At 59.8% G+C, this 17,782-nt stretch carries 18 protein-coding genes; 8 read left to right on the top strand and 10 right to left on the bottom strand.

Annotated features, from left to right (window positions below; genetic code table 11):
• Positions 1-91 precede the first annotated feature (91 nt).
• Positions 92-859, bottom strand: a complete 768-nt coding sequence (gene gloB, locus AB9N64_RS01920) for a hydroxyacylglutathione hydrolase (protein ID WP_060767550.1) — start codon at positions 857-859, stop codon at positions 92-94.
• 65 nt (positions 860-924) lie between these two features.
• On the opposite strand from gloB, the gene AB9N64_RS01925 reads away from it, so the two are divergent.
• Positions 925-1,683, top strand: coding sequence for a class I SAM-dependent methyltransferase (locus AB9N64_RS01925; protein WP_003190694.1), 759 nt, complete (start codon positions 925-927; stop codon positions 1,681-1,683).
• Between the two features lie 31 nt (positions 1,684-1,714).
• Positions 1,715-2,167: a ribonuclease HI gene (gene rnhA / locus AB9N64_RS01930; protein WP_003173571.1), complete on the top strand. Its 453-nt coding sequence runs from the start codon at positions 1,715-1,717 to the stop codon at positions 2,165-2,167.
• Positions 2,168-2,302: 135 nt separating this feature from the next.
• Here rnhA and AB9N64_RS01935 read toward each other — a convergent pair whose 3' ends face one another.
• Positions 2,303-2,608 carry a DUF2388 domain-containing protein gene (locus AB9N64_RS01935; RefSeq protein ID WP_003190695.1) on the bottom strand — a complete coding sequence of 102 codons (306 nt, stop codon included), beginning with the start codon at positions 2,606-2,608 and terminating at the stop codon, positions 2,303-2,305.
• 202 nt (positions 2,609-2,810) lie between these two features.
• Here AB9N64_RS01935 and dnaQ point away from each other — a divergent pair, with 202 nt between their 5' ends.
• Complete coding sequence (gene dnaQ / locus AB9N64_RS01940; protein WP_164692278.1) at positions 2,811-3,551, top strand: DNA polymerase III subunit epsilon; 741 nt, start codon at positions 2,811-2,813, stop codon at positions 3,549-3,551.
• A 226-nt stretch (positions 3,552-3,777) separates the two neighbouring features.
• Here dnaQ and AB9N64_RS01945 read toward each other — a convergent pair whose 3' ends face one another.
• Positions 3,778-4,719 carry a transposase gene (locus AB9N64_RS01945; protein WP_172832683.1) on the bottom strand — a complete coding sequence of 314 codons (942 nt, stop codon included), beginning with the start codon at positions 4,717-4,719 and terminating at the stop codon, positions 3,778-3,780.
• A 593-nt stretch (positions 4,720-5,312) separates the two neighbouring features.
• Between AB9N64_RS01945 and AB9N64_RS01950 the strand changes: the two genes are divergently transcribed.
• Together AB9N64_RS01950 and AB9N64_RS01955 are read left to right on the top strand one after the other, a co-directional pair.
• On the top strand, positions 5,313-7,568 hold the full coding sequence (locus AB9N64_RS01950; protein ID WP_072434487.1) for an Orn/Lys/Arg decarboxylase N-terminal domain-containing protein: 2,256 nt from the start codon (positions 5,313-5,315) through the stop codon (positions 7,566-7,568).
• Positions 7,569-7,588: 20 nt separating this feature from the next.
• Positions 7,589-8,158 carry a GNAT family N-acetyltransferase gene (locus tag AB9N64_RS01955; RefSeq protein ID WP_019820276.1) on the top strand — a complete coding sequence of 190 codons (570 nt, stop codon included), beginning with the start codon at positions 7,589-7,591 and terminating at the stop codon, positions 8,156-8,158.
• Positions 8,159-8,162: 4 nt separating this feature from the next.
• Here the strand turns inward: AB9N64_RS01955 and AB9N64_RS01960 are convergent, their stop codons facing one another.
• Positions 8,163-9,071: a LysR substrate-binding domain-containing protein gene (locus tag AB9N64_RS01960; protein WP_014718261.1), complete on the bottom strand. Its 909-nt coding sequence runs from the start codon at positions 9,069-9,071 to the stop codon at positions 8,163-8,165.
• A gap of 183 nt (positions 9,072-9,254) precedes the next feature.
• On the opposite strand from AB9N64_RS01960, the gene AB9N64_RS01965 reads away from it, so the two are divergent.
• Positions 9,255-9,593 (top strand): hypothetical protein, encoded by a 339-nt coding sequence (locus AB9N64_RS01965; RefSeq protein ID WP_020301563.1) that lies wholly within the window; start codon positions 9,255-9,257, stop codon positions 9,591-9,593.
• Between the two features lie 49 nt (positions 9,594-9,642).
• Here AB9N64_RS01965 and AB9N64_RS01970 read toward each other — a convergent pair whose 3' ends face one another.
• Positions 9,643-9,879, bottom strand: coding sequence for a hypothetical protein (locus AB9N64_RS01970; RefSeq protein WP_032874044.1), 237 nt, complete (start codon positions 9,877-9,879; stop codon positions 9,643-9,645).
• Positions 9,880-10,106: 227 nt separating this feature from the next.
• Here AB9N64_RS01970 and AB9N64_RS01975 point away from each other — a divergent pair, with 227 nt between their 5' ends.
• The gene (locus AB9N64_RS01975; protein WP_032903539.1) at positions 10,107-10,664 is read left to right on the top strand and encodes an NADPH-dependent FMN reductase; all 558 of its coding nucleotides are present in this window, start codon (positions 10,107-10,109) and stop codon (positions 10,662-10,664) included.
• Between the two features lie 52 nt (positions 10,665-10,716).
• Here the strand turns inward: AB9N64_RS01975 and poxB are convergent, their stop codons facing one another.
• From poxB to AB9N64_RS01995, 4 genes are all read right to left on the bottom strand, one after another.
• A complete protein-coding gene (gene poxB, locus AB9N64_RS01980) occupies positions 10,717-12,441 on the bottom strand; it encodes a ubiquinone-dependent pyruvate dehydrogenase (RefSeq protein WP_371359922.1) in 1,725 nt (574 codons plus the stop codon).
• Positions 12,442-12,519: 78 nt separating this feature from the next.
• A complete protein-coding gene (locus tag AB9N64_RS01985) occupies positions 12,520-13,752 on the bottom strand; it encodes an NADH:flavin oxidoreductase/NADH oxidase family protein (protein WP_073452308.1) in 1,233 nt (410 codons plus the stop codon).
• Positions 13,753-13,886: 134 nt separating this feature from the next.
• A complete protein-coding gene (locus tag AB9N64_RS01990; RefSeq protein ID WP_003190711.1) occupies positions 13,887-14,381 on the bottom strand; it encodes a DUF934 domain-containing protein in 495 nt (164 codons plus the stop codon).
• The gene (locus AB9N64_RS01995) at positions 14,365-16,023 is read right to left on the bottom strand and encodes a nitrite/sulfite reductase (protein WP_003190712.1); all 1,659 of its coding nucleotides are present in this window, start codon (positions 16,021-16,023) and stop codon (positions 14,365-14,367) included. Before AB9N64_RS01995 ends, AB9N64_RS01990 begins: the two co-directional genes overlap by 17 nt.
• Before the next feature lie 425 nt (positions 16,024-16,448).
• Between AB9N64_RS01995 and AB9N64_RS02000 the strand changes: the two genes are divergently transcribed.
• Complete coding sequence (locus tag AB9N64_RS02000) at positions 16,449-17,516, top strand: ABC transporter substrate-binding protein (protein ID WP_014718268.1); 1,068 nt, start codon at positions 16,449-16,451, stop codon at positions 17,514-17,516.
• Here the strand turns inward: AB9N64_RS02000 and AB9N64_RS02005 are convergent.
• Positions 17,513-17,731, bottom strand: coding sequence for a DUF2970 domain-containing protein (locus AB9N64_RS02005; protein WP_014718269.1), 219 nt, complete (start codon positions 17,729-17,731; stop codon positions 17,513-17,515). The genes AB9N64_RS02000 and AB9N64_RS02005 overlap by 4 nt on opposite strands.
• Positions 17,732-17,782 lie beyond the last annotated feature (51 nt).

Consider the following 17,782-nt stretch of genomic DNA (forward strand, 5'->3'; position numbering starts at 1 on the left):
AAGTAAGTTCCGGGCAAAAATGTCGGGCGATTCTAGAAAGCGCTTTGGTTCCGGTCAACCATTCAGAAATTACGTATCAGATTGCATCTGGTTAGAACTTATCTTTCCAAGCCCTCAAGCTAGCAAACACCTCGCCCCCAGAGCGGTTGTCGCGGCCGTTCCGTTCGTCCGCTTTTTGTTTAACGGATGTTTCAGCGGTGCGCAGAAAAGGGTTAGTACGTTTTTCCAGGGCCAGGTTGGAGGGCAGCGTCATCTCACCACGGGCGCGAAGTTGGGCGACATTTTCCACCCGTTCGGCGATGTCGGCGTTGTGCGGTTCCACGGCTTGGGCAAATTTCAAGTTACTTTGCGTGTATTCATGGGTGCAGTACACCTGCGTATCGGCGGGCAGGGCGGCCAGGCGTTCCAGAGAGTTGTACATCTGTTCGGGTGTGCCTTCGAACAGGCGACCGCAACCCGCGGCGAACAAGGTATCGCCACACAGCAATACGCCCTGGTGGTAAAAGGCGATGTGGCCGAGGGTGTGGCCAGGCACGGCGTACACGTCGAAGTCCCAGCCCAGCACGCTGATACGGTCGTTATCCTGCAAGGCCACATCCCGCGCCGGGATCTTTTCGTTGGCCGGGCCGTAGACCGTGGCGCCGGTGACAGTTTTCAGTTGCTCCACACCGCCCACATGATCATGGTGATGATGGGTGACCAGAATGTCGCTGAGGCGCCACTCGGCATTCTGCTTGAGCCAGGCCAGTACTGGCGCGGCATCGCCGGGGTCGACCACGGCGCAGCGCCGGGTCGTGGGGTCTTGTAACAACCAGATGTAGTTGTCGGTGAAGGCGGGTAGGGCACTGATCTGTATCATTCTTCGATTCGCCAAGCTGAACACATTGGTGCATCTTAGAACGTCTAGGCGAGTTGGAGAATGCAATGACTGATAAAGCGTTCGCCCAGGCCGATCCTGAGTGGCTGGCCCTGATCAGCGCCGCCCGCGAATGGTTGTCCGGGCCGATTGGGCAGTTTTTGCTGGAAGAAGAGCGGCGCATGCTCGAAGACGAGCTGGGCCGGTTCTTTGGGGGCTACCTGGTGCATTACGGGCCGTCGGCCGACACGCCGCCCTCGGCACCGCAGGTGCAACGCAATGTACGCCTGGGCGCGCCATTGCCAGGTGTGGAAATCGTCTGCGAGGAACAGGCCTGGCCGTTGAGCGAACACGCCGCCGATGTGGTGGTGTTGCAGCATGGCCTGGATTTCTGCCTGTCGCCCCACGGTTTGTTGCGCGAAGCGGCGAGCAGCGTGCGCCCTGGTGGCCATTTACTGATTGTCGGCATCAACCCCTGGAGCAGTTGGGGCCTGCGCCGTGTGTTCGCCCATGACGGACTGCGTCAGGCGCGTTGCATCGCGCCATCACGGGTGGGCGACTGGCTCAACCTGCTGGGCTTCGCGCTGGAGAAACGGCGCTTCGGGTGCTATCGTCCGCCGCTTGCGACGGCCAAGTGGCAGGGCCGCCTGGCCGGTTGGGAACGCCGCGCAGGGGCCTGGCAGCTGTCGGGTGGCGGCTTTTATTTGCTGGTTGCACGCAAGATCGTGGTCGGGCTGCGACCGGTGCAACAAGTGCGCCGCGAGCCGATCGGCAAGCTCGTGCCGATGCCGTTGGCCAAGGTCAACCGCGAACAACGCGAACCGTAAAACCTCTTTTTGATTTCAGGCCGAATAACCGATGACCGATAGCGTAGAACTCTTCACCGATGGCGCCTGCAAGGGCAACCCCGGCCCGGGCGGCTGGGGCGCCTTGCTGGTGTGCAAGGGCGTGGAGAAGGAATTGTGGGGCGGCGAAGCCAATACCACCAATAACCGCATGGAACTGATGGGCGCGATTCGCGGCCTCGAAGAACTCAAGCGACGCTGCAACGTACTCCTGGTGACCGACTCGCAGTACGTGATGAAGGGCATCAACGAGTGGATGGTCAACTGGAAAAAACGTGGCTGGAAGACAGCGGCCAAGGAGCCGGTCAAGAACGCCGACCTGTGGCAATTGCTCGATGAACAGTGCAACCGTCACGACATCACCTGGAAATGGGTACGCGGGCACATTGGCCACCCTGGCAACGAGCGCGCCGACCAGTTGGCCAACCGTGGCGTGGATGAAGTGCGCGGCTACAAGCAGAGCTGAGTCAGCGACACCGCAGCGGCCGCTCGAGCCGCTGCTTCACCGCCGCCATCGCGTGTGGCGAATCTACCAGCACGGCATTGAGCTTCAGGCAGGCAGACGTTGGCCTGATCACAAAGATCCCGTGATTGTTGTCGCTTACAGAGCCAGGATCGCACGGGCGAGTTGTTCGTCCGTGTATCGCAGGTCCACTCTCGTCTGGCGAATATGCCGCAAGGCTGACTCTAGTTGGGCACCGCGTATTGCACCTTCGCTTGCGACAAACGAGGCGGCATCGGCCTTGGCTGCCAGCACAATCTTGTCGTCCTTGAAGCTGCTGCTGGTGCCGCCCGTGGCACTCATCGACAGGCTCACCAAGGCGTCAGTGGTCATCACGAAACTGGTGGCTTGCGCACCGGCAGCGCTGAGCAGGCAGGGGATGAACAGCCATTTCAGGTTGAACATGAGTCAGGGAATTCCGTATCTGGAGGAGGCGCGCAGGTTAGCGATGAGGGGCGTAGCAATCCGCAGCAAGTTTGCGAAATCTTGTAAATAACTGTTGGGTGTCCACCGGTGGCTGGGTGCCATGGGCGCTTCGTTTACAGAGCGTGCTAATATCCCGCCCCTTGAACTGTACCGAACCGTTGAGAGCTGAACCCTGATGGCCATCCGATCTGTTGTACTCGATACCGAAACCACCGGCATGCCGGTGACCGATGGTCACCGGATCATCGAAATCGGCTGTGTCGAATTGATGGGGCGCCGCCTGACCGGCCGCCACTTCCACGTCTACCTGCAACCGGACCGCGACAGTGATGAGGGCGCGATTGGCGTCCACGGCATCACCGACGAATTCCTCAAGGGCAAGCCGCGCTTCGCCGAAGTGGCCGATGAGTTCTTCGAATTCATCAATGGCGCCCAGTTGATCATCCATAACGCGGCGTTCGACATCGGCTTCATCAATAACGAATTTGCCCTGATGGGGCAGACCGACCGTGCGGACATCTCCCAGCACTGTACGATCCTCGATACCTTGATGATGGCCCGCGAGCGCCACCCGGGCCAACGCAACAGCCTCGATGCCTTGTGCAAGCGCTATGGCGTCGACAACTCCGGCCGTGAACTCCACGGCGCCTTGCTCGACTCCGAGATCCTGGCCGACGTTTACCTGACCATGACCGGCGGGCAGACCAGCCTGTCCCTGGCCGGTAATGCATCCGATGGCAGCGGTTCGGCGGAAGGCTCGGGCAACCGCCCTTCGGAAATCCGCCGCTTGCCAGCTGATCGCAAGCCGACGCCGATCATCCGTGCCAGCGAGCAGGACCTGGCCGAGCATGCGGCACGCTTGGAAGCGATCGCCAAGGCAGCCGGTGCACCGGCGTTGTGGACTCAACTCACTCAGCAATAACCGCTCATGTAGGAGCAGGCTTGCTGCCATGGGTACTTACACAGTTGCATCTGTGGCGAGGGAGCTTGCTCCCGTGGCGGCCTGCCAGCCAATACCTATCTACCTGACGCTGCGCGATCAAACTGTGGGAGCTGGCTTGCCTGCGAATGCGGCCTGCCAGCCAACGCCTATCGACCTGACGCCCCGCGTTCAAGCTGTGGGAGATTCTATGGTTGAGGGGCAACCCTCAACCAACTTTTGGCTGATATTCGCTTTGCCCTTTCAGCAGAGCGAACACCACCCTAGCAAGCTTGCGGGCCAGTATTACCAGCGCCTGTGTGGTGCTATAGCCTCGCGCCCTCTGTGCTTGATAAAACGCTTTCCATGTCTCTGTTCGGCTAGCCGCCATCGCTGCGTTATGCAGCAGGCGCCGAGCTTCTGAGTCGCCGCGCTTACTTAAACTACGACGACCATCCTTCTGTCCTGACTTGTTGACGCGCAAATCCATACCAAGAAAGGCGATAAACGCGTCCGAATTCCTGAACTCTCCCCGTTGGAAGGTGGCAATCAAACGCGCGCCAGTCAAAAAACCGATGCCTTCGACTTTCAAGCAACGCTTCAACTGACCCAGTAAACCTGCTTCTTTCAGGCAGTCACTGATCATTTTTTCGATTAACCCTTCCAGTCTCTGCATCGACTTCACCTGCTCGGCAAACGAGGCCTTAAGAAGCGGCTCGTTCGCCCAGCTTTGCGTCAGGCTGACGCGCGCCTGAACCAAGGCTGCGCGCCGACGAAACAGGCTTAGAAGATGGCGATACAGCGGTGATGGAGGTGTCCAGGGACGCAGTTCGTCTGCCTCCTTTCTCAAATAGCGGACGAGCAACTTGGCATCCAAAGCATCGGTCTTGGCCCGGATCTTCACGCTTTCGCGGTAATGCTTGAGCTCATAACCTCCAACCATGTAAACCACGCAACCAGCTTCATGAGCTAGATCAGCAAACTCCAAGTGGTAGATATTGGTGGCTTCAATTGCGATGGCCACTTTGCAGGACAAGGCCTTCAGCCATTTTTTGATAGCGGCTTTGGTGTTTGGGATTGTTTCTAACAGATCGACTTCAGCGTGATAAATCACCAGTTCATTCTTAGCGACATCGACGCCTACGATTGGCTTTGAGACAGAAACTGGCATTGCCATGGGGCTTCCTCCGGGCTAAGGTTTTGAGCACTTGAAGGGCTCACCCAGAGGCGCAGGCTTGTTCCTATCGTCGGTCATAGCCAGATGCATTCTTTATCGGCGCTTGGGTGAAAGGAGGAGGGGCGAAATCTCCCACGGTCTGTACTGCGTCAACAGTCAGAATCGGGCTTTGTCCCTTCTCCTCCCTTCAAGTCCTAGCATACAAGCGGGCTTGCTCGCGAATGCGGCCTGACAGTCAACACGGTTGGATTGGGTACATCTCCATTCCTGCGGTAATGGCCACTTAGCGTTGCGCTCTGACAGCGGGTCACTTTGGAAAAGCCGGAATGCCGGCCCAGCCCACCCACATTTGGATTGCGGAGCCTCAGGTAGATAAGTGTCGGCTGGCAGGCCGCATTCGCAGGCAAGCCAGCTCCCACAGTTTGATCGCGGGTGTGAGGCAGGTATGGCCCGGCAGGCGGGCCGTCACGGGAGCAAGCTCCCTCGCGACTTATGTAGATACCTCTCGACCACCTGTGAAATCTTCATTCGCCACATCTGCTTCCAGCTTCTACCCTTTGTGCAAAGCCTCCGGAGTAAGAGTGCTCATGTACAAAGACCTGAAGTTCCCCGTTCTGATCGTGCACCGTGACATCAAGGCCGACACCGTTGCCGGTGACCGGGTTCGAGGCATCGCCAGGGAGTTGGAACAGGAGGGCTTCAGTATTTTTTCTGCGGTGGACTACGCCGAGGGGCGGCTAGTGGCCGCTACCCATCACGGCCTGGCCTGCATGCTGATCGCCGCCGAAGGCGCTGGGGAAAACACCCATCTGTTGCAAAACATGGTTGAGCTGATTCGCCTGGCGCGGCTGCGTGCACCCAACCTGCCGATCTTTGCGTTGGGCGAGCAAGTCACCTTGGAAAACGCGCCCGCCGATGCCATGAGCGAGCTCAACCAACTGCGCGGCATCCTATATCTGTTCGAAGACACCGTGCCGTTTCTGGCGCGCCAGGTCGCCCGCGCCGCACGCACGTACCTGGATGGCCTGTTGCCGCCGTTCTTCAAGGCGCTGGTGCAACACACCGCCGACTCCAATTATTCCTGGCACACCCCCGGTCATGGCGGTGGCGTGGCCTATCGCAAAAGCCCGGTGGGGCAGGCCTTTCATCAGTTCTTTGGGGAAAACACCCTGCGCTCTGACTTGTCGGTGTCGGTGCCCGAACTGGGCTCGCTGCTCGATCACACCGGGCCTTTGGCCGAAGCCGAGGCCCGCGCCGCGCGCAACTTTGGCGCCGACCATACGTTCTTCGTGATCAACGGCACGTCCACCGCCAACAAGATCGTCTGGCATTCCATGGTGGGGCGCGATGACCTGGTGCTAGTGGACCGCAATTGCCACAAGTCGGTGTTGCATTCGATCATCATGACCGGCGCGATCCCGCTGTACCTGTGCCCGGAGCGCAACGAGCTGGGGATCATCGGCCCTATCCCCCTGAGCGAATTCAGCCCTGAGTCGATCCGCGCCAAGATCGACGCCAGCCCCTTGACCCGTGGGCGACCACCGAAAGTGAAATTGGCGGTGGTGACCAACTCCACCTATGACGGCCTGTGTTACAACGCCGAACTGATCAAGCAGCAACTGGGCAACAGTGTCGAGGTGCTGCACTTTGATGAGGCCTGGTATGCCTATGCTGCCTTTCACGAGTTCTTCGCCGGGCGCTATGGCATGGGCACCTCGCGCACGCCGGACAGCCCCTTGGTGTTCACCACCCACAGTACGCATAAGTTGCTGGCGGCATTCAGCCAGGCGTCGATGATCCACGTGCAGGACGGCGGCGCAAGGCAACTGGACCGTGACCGCTTCAATGAAGCCTTCATGATGCATATCTCCACCTCGCCGCAATACAGCATCATCGCGTCGCTGGATGTGGCCTCGGCAATGATGGAGGGCCCGGCCGGACGCTCGCTGCTTCAGGAAATGTTCGACGAGGCCTTGAGTTTTCGCCGTGCCCTGGCCAACTTGCGCCAGCATATAGCGGCCCAAGACTGGTGGTTCTCTATCTGGCAGCCACCCTCGGTCGCGGGCATCGACCGGGTCGCCACGGCGGATTGGTTGTTGCACCCTGGGGATGAATGGCATGGCTTTGGCGACGTGGTCGAAGACTACGTATTGCTGGACCCGATCAAAGTCACGCTGGTGATGCCTGGCCTCAACGCCGGAGGGGCCTTGAGCGATTGCGGGATTCCCGCCGCAGTGGTCAGCAAGTTCCTCTGGGAGCGCGGTCTGGTAGTGGAGAAGACTGGGCTGTATTCGTTCCTCGTGCTGTTTTCCATGGGCATTACCAAAGGCAAATGGAGCACCTTGCTCACTGAGTTGCTGGAGTTCAAGCGTAGCTACGATGCCAATGTCAGCCTGGCCAGTTGCTTGCCGTCGGTGTATGCCCAAGGCCCGGCGCGTTATCAAGGCCTGGGGCTGCGCGACCTTTGCGACCAGTTGCACAGCTGTTACCGTAGCAATGCCACGGCCAGGCACCTCAAACGTATGTATACGGTATTACCGCAAATCGCGATGAAACCCGCCGATGCCTACGACCAACTGGTCAGGGGCGAGGTGGAGGCGGTCTGCATCGATGCCTTGGCCGGACGCATCGCCGCCGTGATGCTGGTGCCTTACCCGCCGGGCATACCCCTGATCATGCCCGGCGAACGCTTCACCGAGTCAACCCGTTCAATCATCGATTACCTGGCATTTGCCCGCACGTTCGATAGCAGTTTCCCCGGTTTTGTCGCGGATGTGCATGGGCTGCAACACGAAGATGACGGCACTGGCCGTCGTTACACCGTCGATTGCATCAAGGGTTAAGGAAGTTTATGCAAGCTGTGATGAACCCGAAGTATCCAGGGCTCAGTGTGCGAGTCGCCGACGAAGGTTTTGACGCCTATGTGTGGGGCAACGATTTCAGCTTTGAAGTCAGCGCCTATGGGGTGCCGCAAATGGGCCAGCGCGTCGAACAATGGCCGGTGGAAAAAGTGCTGCCGTACCGCAAGTGCTATGGCATCGACCCGGAAGAATTCGCCAGTTTTCGTGACGCCGCCGACAGCTCGATCTTCATGGCGTACCTGGATGACCGCGCAGTGGGGCATATCGTGGTCAGCACCAACTGGAACGGTTTCGCCCATGTTGACGAGTTGGCTGTGGCGTTACCGGCGCGTCGACATGGCGTGGCCAAGTCGTTGTTGGACGTGGCGCAGTTCTGGGCTCGCAAGAAGAACCTGCCGGGCATGATGCTTGAGACCCAGAACAACAACCTCGGCGCCTGTCGCCTGTATGAGCGTTGTGGCTATGTAATGGGCGGCATCGATCAACTGCGTTATCGCGGGATTGACCCGCAAACCCGCGAGGTCGCGATTTTCTGGTATCGGTTGTTCAAGGCGCAAGTGGAGGCGGTCTGACCTCCTACAGGGGCTTGGTGTCGTTACCAAGCAGGCTTTCGGCTTTCTGGATGACGATCTCCAGCAGCGCATTCAATGCAGGGGAGGCCGCAGCGTCTTTCAAGGTCAGCGCATACAGGCTGACCACTATCGGTGGTGACACCGGGCACGCATCAAGCCCGGACTCGCGTGCACCCAAGGCGGTGAACGGGTCGACAATCGCCAGGCCTTCCCCGGCTTCTACCAGGCCGCGCATCATCGGGTAGGTTTGTACGCGCGTCTGCACCACGGGCACCGGCCGCAGGGCATGCAGCTTGGCGTCCAGCAAACGGCTGAGCGGATCATGGCCTTCAAGGCCGATCAACGATTGGCCGGCCAACTCCTGCAGCGCAATGTACTTTTGCTTGGGCTTGAGCCAGCCATGGGGGGCCAGCAACTGCAATTTGCCTTGGGCCAGCACCGTGCTCTGGATATGGGGGTGTTCTGGGTCATGCAGGCTCAGGCCCACATCGGCTTCATGCAACAGCAGGCTGTTGATGATCTGGCCAACTGGCCGGCTCGACAGGTTACACGGCATGTCCTGGAAGCGTCGACGCAGCGCGGCAATGCTCTGCGGCAACAGTTGGTTGGCCAACGGCGGTGTGCAGAGGGCGCGCAGGGGCGGAGCATGATGGTGTTTCAAGCGGCTGGCAAGGCGTTGCAACGGCTCCAGGGCTTCATACAGAGTTGTGATTTGTGCCTGCAACTCCAGGGTTTCCCGCGTGGCCTGCAAGCGCCCGCGCACGCTGGCGAACAGCATGAAGCCCAGTTGCTGCTCGGCATCCTTGAGGGTGGCGTCTACATCGCCCACGGGGAGTTGCAACCACTCGGCGGCGGTGCCGAGGTGGCCGGTCTGCAAGATGGCCTGAATCACTTCGATATGACGTAAACGCATGGCCGGAGTCTATGTGCAGTGCGCAGGGGATTCAATGGCGCAGGCCTTCGTGCGCAAAAAAGACTGCCGGGGTCGTCCCGGCCTATGGCGCTCAGCCAGGACCCCATTAGAATGGCGGGTCTGATCAGCAACGACCCCTGCCGGTTTGCCGGTACTTAAAATAAAAAACAGGTCTGGTCTCATATGCCTCTACCCTCGACTTTCTTCGGGGTAACGGCCAAGCAACTCGTGGTCCTGGTGACCGTGGGAGGCCTGGCGGCTTACTTCTTCAATCATCAGGATGAACCGACGCCGGACAATCTCGCACTGGAAGCCTTTATTCGCTCCCAGCAACAGGTGGGCGAGCAGGTGGGCGCAGTCGTGGGGATCAGCCTGATCAGGGAGGTGGAGGCTTACCCCGCGTACAACGCAGCAGGTTACAAGCGCTCGATGTTTACCGTGCAAGGGGAGCACGGCCAGGTGCTGGTGACGCTCAAGCAAGACGAACAGGGCATAGAGATGACGCAGATCCGCCGCCCATGAACGTCCCCAGCCCAGCCCCCAGGACTGAGCAGGTGAACAAGGCAAGCGCTTACGATGCCAGAGTGGTTTCGGACTCGCGCACGAGAATGGTGCCCGACTGGATCAGTTTGAATTCATCACCTTCCAGCTTTTCTACACGGTCGCCAATGGCCAGCTTGTAGGTCGTGGTGGGCGTCGATCCGGCCAGGTCGCCTTGCGCCGGGTTGGATTCCTGAAACTCATGCACCGAATAAACGCGGCCTTCCGCGTCTCTGGCATGAAACTGTCCAACAAGTACTGCAGCCATCTGTTTAGAACCTCTGGAGATAAACACTCGATTTGCGGTTCTGTAGACCGTCAGGGAGCGGGGTAGTTTACCTATAAGAAAAAAATACTATTCGCTGATATTTTCAGACGCTTCCTACGCAAGTGCTTGCAAGGAAAACGTCGAGGGAATCCGCACAACCCTCTGGTGAACGCGCCGCGAAGCCTCTATAACTACAAGCTCCTTTATTCAGAAGTCGGGAAACCTCAATGAGCAAGGTCTACACGATTGCCGTCCTGGTGGGCAGCTTGAGAAAAGAGTCGATCAACCGCAAGGTCGCCCTGGCCCTGGCCGAACTGGCCCCTGCCAATCTCAAGTTGAACATTGTTGAAATCGGCGACTTGCCGCTCTACAACGAGGACATCGACGGTGCAACACCGCCCGCAGCCTACAGTACTTTTCGCAAACAAGTGAGTTCATCCGACGCGGTGCTGTTCGTCACCCCCGAATACAACCGCTCCGTGCCGGCGGCCTTGAAAAATGCCATTGACGTGGGCTCGCGCCCATACGGGCAAAGCGCCTGGAGTGGCAAGCCCGGGGCGATCATCAGCGTGTCGCCGGGTGCCATTGGCGGTTTTGGCGCCAACCACCATTTGCGCCAGTCCCTGGTGTTCCTGGATGTGTGGTGCATGCAACAGCCGGAAGCCTACCTGGGCGGGGCGGGCAATGTGTTCGATGAGGCGGGGAAGGTGTCGGAAAAGACCAAGCCGTTCCTGCAGGCATTCATCGATGCCTACGGTAAGTGGGTAGAAAAACAGAAGGATTGATTTGGCAATGCGCTCAAATGTGGGAGCGAGCAAGCCCGCTCCCACAATGGGGTTATCGCAACCAGTTGGTGCGTGCCAGTTCGATAACCTCATCGCCACGCCCGCTCATCACCGCCTTGAGCATGTACAGGCTGAACCCCTTGGCCTGTTCCAGCTTGATGCTCGGCGGCATCACCAGTTCCTGTGTCGCGGTCACCACATCCACCAACACCGGGCCATCGTGGGCCAGGGCTCGGCGCAGTGCCGGCTCCAGGTCTTCGGATTGCTCCACACGTATGCCCAAAATGCCCATGGCATTGGACATGGCCGCGAAGTCCGGGTTTTTCAGCTCGGTGCCGGTGTCCAGGTAACCCGCAGCCTTCATCTCCATGGCGACGAAGCCCAGGGACGAATTGTTGAACACCACGAGTTTGACCGGCAATTGCAGTTGCGCCAGGGAAATGAAATCCCCCATCAACATGGTGAAACCACCGTCCCCAGACATCGAGATCACCTGCCGTTCAGGGAATGCCGCCTGGGCGCCGATAGCCTGAGGCATGGCGTTGGCCATCGAGCCATGGTTGAACGAGCCGATCAGCCGGCGCTTGCCGTTCATCTTCAGATAACGCGCCGCCCACACGGTGGGTGAGCCGACATCGGCAGTAAAGATCGCATCATCATCGGCCAGCTCGCTGAGCAAGCGCGCCACATACTGGGGATGGATCGGCCGGCCGGCCTTGGACGGTTGCGCCAGGTCATCCAGGCCTTGGCGGGCTTTTTCGTAGTGCTTCAAGGAGGTCTCGAGGAAGCTGCGATCGGTCTTGCGGGTCAGGCGCGGCAACAGCGCGGCGATGGTTTCACTGACGTCGGCGGCGATGCCCAGATCCAGGGTCGCACGACGCCCCAGGGCTTGGGGGTTGCGGTCCACCTGGATGATCCTGGCGTCGGTCGGGTAGAACTGGCGATAAGGGAAGTCGGTGCCGAGCATGACCAAGGTGTCGCAATCGAGCATGGCGTGGTAGCCGGAGCTAAAACCGATCAGGCCGGTCATGCCGACGTCGAACGGGTTATCCCACTCCACATGCTCCTTGCCCCTCAGTGCGTGCACCACCGGCGCGCCGAGGGCGTCGGCCAGCGCCACCACTTGATCGTGGGCACCGGCACAGCCGCTGCCACACAGCAGAGTGACTTTCTCGCTGCTCTGGAGCATGTCGGTGAGGCGCTGCAAGTCCTGCTCAACCGGCAGGGTGCGCGGTGCGTGCAAGGCCGGCCACGGCTTGAGCTTATCTTCCACCTCCAGCAGCGACACATCCCCCGGAATCACCACCACCGCCACGCCTCGGTTAAGAATCGCCGAACGCATGGCACGGTGCAGGACATGGGGCATCTGCTCGGGGTTGCTCACCAGCTCGATAAAATGGCTGCACTCCTTGAACAGTTCCTGGGGATGGGTTTCCTGAAAGTAATTCAGGCCAACCTCCGATGACGGAATCTGCGCGGCAATCGCCAGCACCGGCACATGGTTGCGATGGCAATCGAACAAACCATTGATCAAATGCAGGTTGCCCGGCCCGCAACTGCCGGCGCACACCGTCAACTCGCCGGTGGCCGCCGCTTCGGCACCGGCAGCGAAGGCGGCGACCTCCTCGTGGCGCACATGCATCCACTCGATGCTGTCCATGCTGCGCAGGGCGTCGGTCAGGCCATTGAGGCTGTCGCCGGTGAGCCCCCAGATACGCTTGATACCCGCTTGTTCCAGGGTGGTCGCCAACTGCTGGGCCAGGTTGATTTTCGCCATGAGGAACTCCAATCGTCAGTGAGGTTGAAAAACTGCTGATCAGTAGGGGACAGTTCAATCACGGCGAATGCTCCGCCTTTAATGTGAAGATTGCGTCATGCTTGCGCGGTATTGCCGCGTACGCCGCGCGATAAACCACTGGTCACAGGCCAATGCCAGCCAGGGCGCAACGTTGGGGTTGGGCAGGCGGCCGCGGCTCAGACGGCGCATCTGGTCGCGCACCACGGCGAGGGTGGCGAGGGCGGCCAGGGGTTTGCGCTTCCATTCCATGGGCCGCAGTTGTGGGTTGAGGTCGCGACCTTCACGCCACTGTTTGATCAGTTGCGGCTCCAGGGTCAGGGCGGTGGCGATGCCGGCCATGGCGATGCCGCTGTCCAATACTTGCTGAACCACCGGCAAGCGGCGAATACCTCCGGTCACCATCAGTGGCATGGTGGCGATGCTCGCCATTTGTGTGGCGAAATCCAAAAAGTAGGCTTCACGGGCCAAGGTGCGGCCGTCCCGCGCCTCACCTTGCATGGCCGGCGCTTCATAGCTGCCGCCGGACAACTCAAGCAAATCGATCGGCAGTGTATTGAGCATCTCCACTACTGCGCGCGCATCGGTCTCATCGAAGCCGCCGCGCTGGAAGTCTGCGGAATTGAGCTTTACCGACACACAAAATGAAGGGCTGACGCTGGCACGTACGGCACGGACGACCTCCAGCAACAGGCGTGCGCGGTTTTCCAAGGGGCCGCCCCAGCGGTCGGTGCGATGGTTGCTCAAGGGCGAGAGAAATTGGCTCAACAAATAACCATGGGCGCCGTGGATCTGTACGCCGGTGAACCCGGCTTGCTCGGCCAGGCGGGCGCTGGTGGCGAAGCGCTTGATGACGTCCTGGATGTCGTCTTCGGTCATGGCCTTGGGTTTGGCGAACATCTTGGAAAAACTGCCCACATCCAGCGCAATAGCCGAGGGGGCCAACGCTTGTTGACCGAGGTTGGCCATGGTCTGACGGCCCGGATGGCTGAGCTGTACCCAGAAGTGCACACCTTTGGCCCGGGCTACGTCGGCCCATTCACGAAAACTGGCCAGGTGTTGCTCGTTTTCCAGAGCGACACCACCAGGGCCGGTCATGGCGCGGCGGTCGATCATCACATTACCGGTCAGCAGCAGGCCGGGCTCGCCGTCGGCCCAGGTCTTGTACAGCTGCTTCAAGGCTTTGGACGGTGCCTGATGCAGGTCCGCCATGTTCTCTTCCATCGCGGCCTTGCCGATGCGGTTGGCGATGACTTGGCCGTTAGGCAGTTGCAGCGATTCGAACGGTGACATGGGTTAACTCCTGAGCAGGGGAGGTCTCAGGCTAAGCTTAAAGTTAACTTTAATGTCAAGCGGGAGTCGATCACACAGGATTGACGGGCGATGGAACGGCAGGAGCGAGGCGTTCCCCTCGCTCCTACAGAGTGTCAGCGGCGGCGGAACAGCGGCAAAGGTTCATCGGTGGCCGCTTGATAGGTCACCGAGAAATCCTTGAGGCTTTCCAGCGCTTCGTACGGGTCTTTGTCCGCGCGCAAGGCGAAGGCATCGAACCCGCAGCGGTGCAGGTAGAACAGTTGGTCACGCAGCACGTCGCCAATGGCCCGCAGTTCACCCTTGTAGCCATAACGGTCACGCAGCAGGCGGGCATTGGAGTAGTTGCGCCCGTCGGTGAAGGCCGGGAAGTTAAGGGCGATGACCTGAAAATGCTGCACGTCATCACCGATTTCTTCGGCTTCTTCATCGGCGTCCAGCCACACGCCCAGGCCGCCATCGCGGGCCTTGAGGGCATGGCCGTGCTCGCGCCACAGTGCCAGCGGCACGATCAGGTCGTCGCAGTTGGAGATGCCGTCGAAGCTCGCGTCCTTGGGCAGCAGGTGCCAGGTTTCGTCGACGACTGCGTTGTTCTTAATGATTCGCTGCATAGACACGCTCCTTGAACAGGTCGATGCCGATGCGCTGGTAGGTGTCGATGAAGCGCTCATCTTCGGTACGCTGTTCGATATACACGTCGATCAGCTTGCCGATCACCTCTGGCATGGCTTCCTGGGCGAAGGATGGGCCGAGGATCTTGCCCAGGCTCGCATCGCGGCTGGCGCTGCCACCCAGGGACACTTGGTAGAATTCTTCGCCTTTCTTGTCCACGCCCAGGATGCCGATGTGGCCGACGTGGTGGTGGCCACAGGCGTTCATGCAACCGGAGATGTTAAGGTCCAGCTCGCCGATGTCGAACAGGTAATCCAGGTCGTCGAAACGGCGTTGGATCGACTCGGCAATCGGGATCGACTTGGCGTTGGCCAGGGAGCAGAAGTCGCCGCCCGGGCAGCAGATGATATCGGTCAGCAGGCCGATGTTCGGCGTAGCAAAGCCGCCTTCGCGCAGTTCGCCCCACAGGGTGAACAATTGGCTTTGTTCAACGTCCGCAAGAATGATGTTCTGCTCGTGGGAGGTGCGCAGTTGGCCAAAGCTGTAGCGCTCAGCCAGGTCGGCGACCGCGTCCAGTTGCTTGTCGGTGATGTCGCCAGGGGCAACGCCGGTGGGTTTGAGCGACAGGGTCACTGCCACGTAGCCGGGCTTCTTGTGCGCCAGGGTGTTGCGCGTGCGCCAGCGGGCGAAACCTGGGTGTTGCTGGTCGAGTGCGGCCAGCTCGGCGTCCTGATTGCTCAGGGCCTTGTACTCAGGGTCGACGAAGTGTTTGGCGACGCGGTGCACTTCGGCTTCGGTCAGGGTGGTCTGGCCGCCGCGCAGGTGTTCCATTTCGGCGTCGACTTTCTGGGCAAACACCTCAGGGGTCAGCGCCTTGACCAGGATCTTGATCCGGGCCTTGTACTTGTTGTCGCGACGACCGTAGCGGTTGTAAACCCGCAGGATGGCGTCGAGGTAGCTCAGCAGGTCCTGCCACGGCAGGAACTCGTTGATAAAGGCGCCGACCACCGGGGTACGGCCCAGGCCACCGCCGACCAATACGCGAAAACCCAGCTCGCCGGCGGCGTTGTACACCGGCTCCAGGCCGATGTCGTGCACTTCGATGGCGGCACGGTCCGAGGTCGAGCCATTGATGGCGATCTTGAACTTGCGCGGCAGGTAGGCGAATTCGGGGTGGAAGGTGGTCCACTGACGCACGATTTCACACCACGGCCGCGGGTCGATCAACTCGTCGGCAGCGACGCCGGCAAATTGGTCGGTGGTCACGTTGCGCAGGCAGTTACCGCTGGTCTGAATGGCGTGCATCTGCACGGTAGCCAGTTCAGCCAGGATGTCCGGCACATCTTCCAGGGCCGGCCAGTTGAACTGCACATTCTGGCGGGTGCTGATGTGGGCATAGCCTTTGTCGAAGTCGCGGGCGATCTTGGCCATCATTCGCGTCTGGCGCGACGTCAGTTGGCCATAGGGCACGGCCACCCTCAGCATCGGCGCAAAGCGCTGCACATAAAGGCCATTTTGCAGGCGCAGAGGGCGGAACTCTTCTTCGCTCAGTTCACCTGCTAAGTAGCGTCGGGTCTGATCACGGAACTGCTTGACGCGGTCCTCGATGATGCGCTGATCGTATTCGTCGTATACGTACATATAGGTCCTGTTCTCGGCAAATCTGCGCGCACGGCCGCGCACTCCCAACGGAGCCGGCGCACGATACCAGTTTGCGTATATGCGCAAAAGTGATGTTTGGGTATATGTAAATAACCAAACTGACTAATGAGAACCGTTATCGCCATACCCACATTTGTCATAGGGAAAACTCTGGTCTTTACTGTGATCGAGTCTTAGTGCAGTCACCTATAAAACCGACAAGAGGCGATGCGATGAGCAATTCCACCAAAGCCCGTAAACCCGACAGTACCGTGGATGCCTGGGCCATTTTATTTTTGATCATCCTGGTGGTGGGAACCGCCGTGTTCTGGGTTAGCCACCAGTAAAGCAGCGGGTTGATTGAACCTCGATTGAATATCTAATTGCCACTATCATGGCGCTCTATGTTCAAGGTTCAGACAACCATGTTGAAGGTTCTGATGGCGTGTGTGTGGTTGCTGGGGTCGGCGTACGGGGCAATCGCCCAGGCTGCGTCGGTGGTGTTTCTCAACCCTGGCCGGTCTTCGGAAACCTTCTGGGTCAGTTATGCGCAATTCATGCAGGCCGGCGCCAAGGACCTCGGCCTGGATTTGCGTGTGCGCTATTCCGAGCGTGACAACCAAGTCACCCTGGCCCATGCGCGAGAGGCATTGCTGGGCACTGAACGACCTGATTACCTGGTGCTGGTGAATGAGCAATACGTTGCCCCGCAAATCATGCGCATGGCCCAGGGCAGCGGGGTGAAATTACTGATCGTCAACAACGCCCTGACGCCCGACCAGACGCAGCTCTTGGACGCCTACCACGACACCCGGTTGATCGGCAGCATGGTCGCGGACGACGAGCAGGCCGGCTACCTGATGTTGACCGACTTGTTGCGCCAACACGGGCCGATAGCTTCTGGCGCAACGCTGGACCTGCTGGCATTTTCCGGTGCCAAGACCACACCGGCGGCGCAGTTGCGTGAACAGGGCCTGCGCCGCGCCCTGGCCGAACATCCGCAAGTGCGCCTGCGCCAGTTGGTCTACGGTGAATGGAACCGCCAGCGCGCCTACGAACAAGCCACGCAGATGCTCAAGCGCTATCCACAATCGGCCCTGGTGTGGTCGGCCAATGATGAGATGGCATTGGGCGCCATGCAGGCCCTGCAAGACAGCGGTCGGGTACCGGGCAAGGATGTGTTGTTCAGTGCGGTCAACAGTTCGCCGCAGATCCTTGCAGCACGCCTGGACGGGCGCCTGAGTACGCTGGTGGCGGGGCACTTCACCCTGGGCGGCTGGGCAATGGTGTTGATCCATGATGAGGCCAAGGGTGTCGATATCGGCGCCCGTGGCGGTCGCAACCGCCAGCAAGCGTTGTTCCAGTTGATCGACTCCGCCCAGGCACGCCGGCTATCGGGCCCCCTGCCATCGGTGGATTTTCGCGCATTGTCAGCGGTGGGCAAGCCCGCATCCTACCGTTACCCATTCAGCCTGCAACTGTTGCTGCGTTAAACCCCGGCCAGGTGCAGCACCAGCTTGACGATGCCAAACAGGGTCAAGGCAAACACCGCCGTGAACACAATACCCAGGATCACGAAATGGCTAGGCTTGCCGTGGGTAAAATCGCGGGCGCGGTTCTTGCCGCTTTGCACACCAAAAGCCGCCGCCATCACGCTGTGCAGCATCTGCCAGAAGGTCGGCGGCTTGTTATCGATTGGGTCGTCCATACAGCCCTCGTCAACGGGGTCATCGTACAGAGCATAGACAATCGGTTACGG

It is taken from the genome of Pseudomonas sp. KT_2_4 (assembly GCF_041410225.1).
Lineage (GTDB): Bacteria > Pseudomonadota > Gammaproteobacteria > Pseudomonadales > Pseudomonadaceae > Aquipseudomonas > Aquipseudomonas paracarnis.

Excerpts from the sequence above, each read along its gene's own strand:
- AB9N64_RS02000 (WP_014718268.1), top strand. The coding sequence starts at position 16,449 with ATGTTGAAGGTTCTGATGGCGTGTGTGTGGTTGCTGGGGTCGGCGTAC.
- AB9N64_RS01975 (WP_032903539.1), top strand. The coding sequence starts at position 10,107 with ATGAGCAAGGTCTACACGATTGCCGTCCTGGTGGGCAGCTTGAGAAAA.
- AB9N64_RS01985 (WP_073452308.1), bottom strand. The coding sequence starts at position 13,752 with ATGTCACCGTTCGAATCGCTGCAACTGCCTAACGGCCAAGTCATCGCC.
- poxB (WP_371359922.1), bottom strand. The coding sequence starts at position 12,441 with ATGGCGAAAATCAACCTGGCCCAGCAGTTGGCGACCACCCTGGAACAA.
- AB9N64_RS01965 (WP_020301563.1), top strand. The coding sequence starts at position 9,255 with ATGCCTCTACCCTCGACTTTCTTCGGGGTAACGGCCAAGCAACTCGTG.
- AB9N64_RS01925 (WP_003190694.1), top strand. The coding sequence starts at position 925 with ATGACTGATAAAGCGTTCGCCCAGGCCGATCCTGAGTGGCTGGCCCTG.
- AB9N64_RS01950 (WP_072434487.1), top strand. The coding sequence starts at position 5,313 with ATGTACAAAGACCTGAAGTTCCCCGTTCTGATCGTGCACCGTGACATC.
- AB9N64_RS01945 (WP_172832683.1), bottom strand. The coding sequence starts at position 4,719 with ATGCCAGTTTCTGTCTCAAAGCCAATCGTAGGCGTCGATGTCGCTAAG.
- rnhA (WP_003173571.1), top strand. The coding sequence starts at position 1,715 with ATGACCGATAGCGTAGAACTCTTCACCGATGGCGCCTGCAAGGGCAAC.
- AB9N64_RS02005 (WP_014718269.1), bottom strand. The coding sequence starts at position 17,731 with ATGGACGACCCAATCGATAACAAGCCGCCGACCTTCTGGCAGATGCTG.
- AB9N64_RS01990 (WP_003190711.1), bottom strand. The coding sequence starts at position 14,381 with ATGCAGCGAATCATTAAGAACAACGCAGTCGTCGACGAAACCTGGCAC.
- AB9N64_RS01995 (WP_003190712.1), bottom strand. The coding sequence starts at position 16,023 with ATGTACGTATACGACGAATACGATCAGCGCATCATCGAGGACCGCGTC.
- gloB (WP_060767550.1), bottom strand. The coding sequence starts at position 859 with ATGATACAGATCAGTGCCCTACCCGCCTTCACCGACAACTACATCTGG.
- AB9N64_RS01955 (WP_019820276.1), top strand. The coding sequence starts at position 7,589 with ATGAACCCGAAGTATCCAGGGCTCAGTGTGCGAGTCGCCGACGAAGGT.
- AB9N64_RS01970 (WP_032874044.1), bottom strand. The coding sequence starts at position 9,879 with ATGGCTGCAGTACTTGTTGGACAGTTTCATGCCAGAGACGCGGAAGGC.
- AB9N64_RS01960 (WP_014718261.1), bottom strand. The coding sequence starts at position 9,071 with ATGCGTTTACGTCATATCGAAGTGATTCAGGCCATCTTGCAGACCGGC.
- AB9N64_RS01935 (WP_003190695.1), bottom strand. The coding sequence starts at position 2,608 with ATGTTCAACCTGAAATGGCTGTTCATCCCCTGCCTGCTCAGCGCTGCC.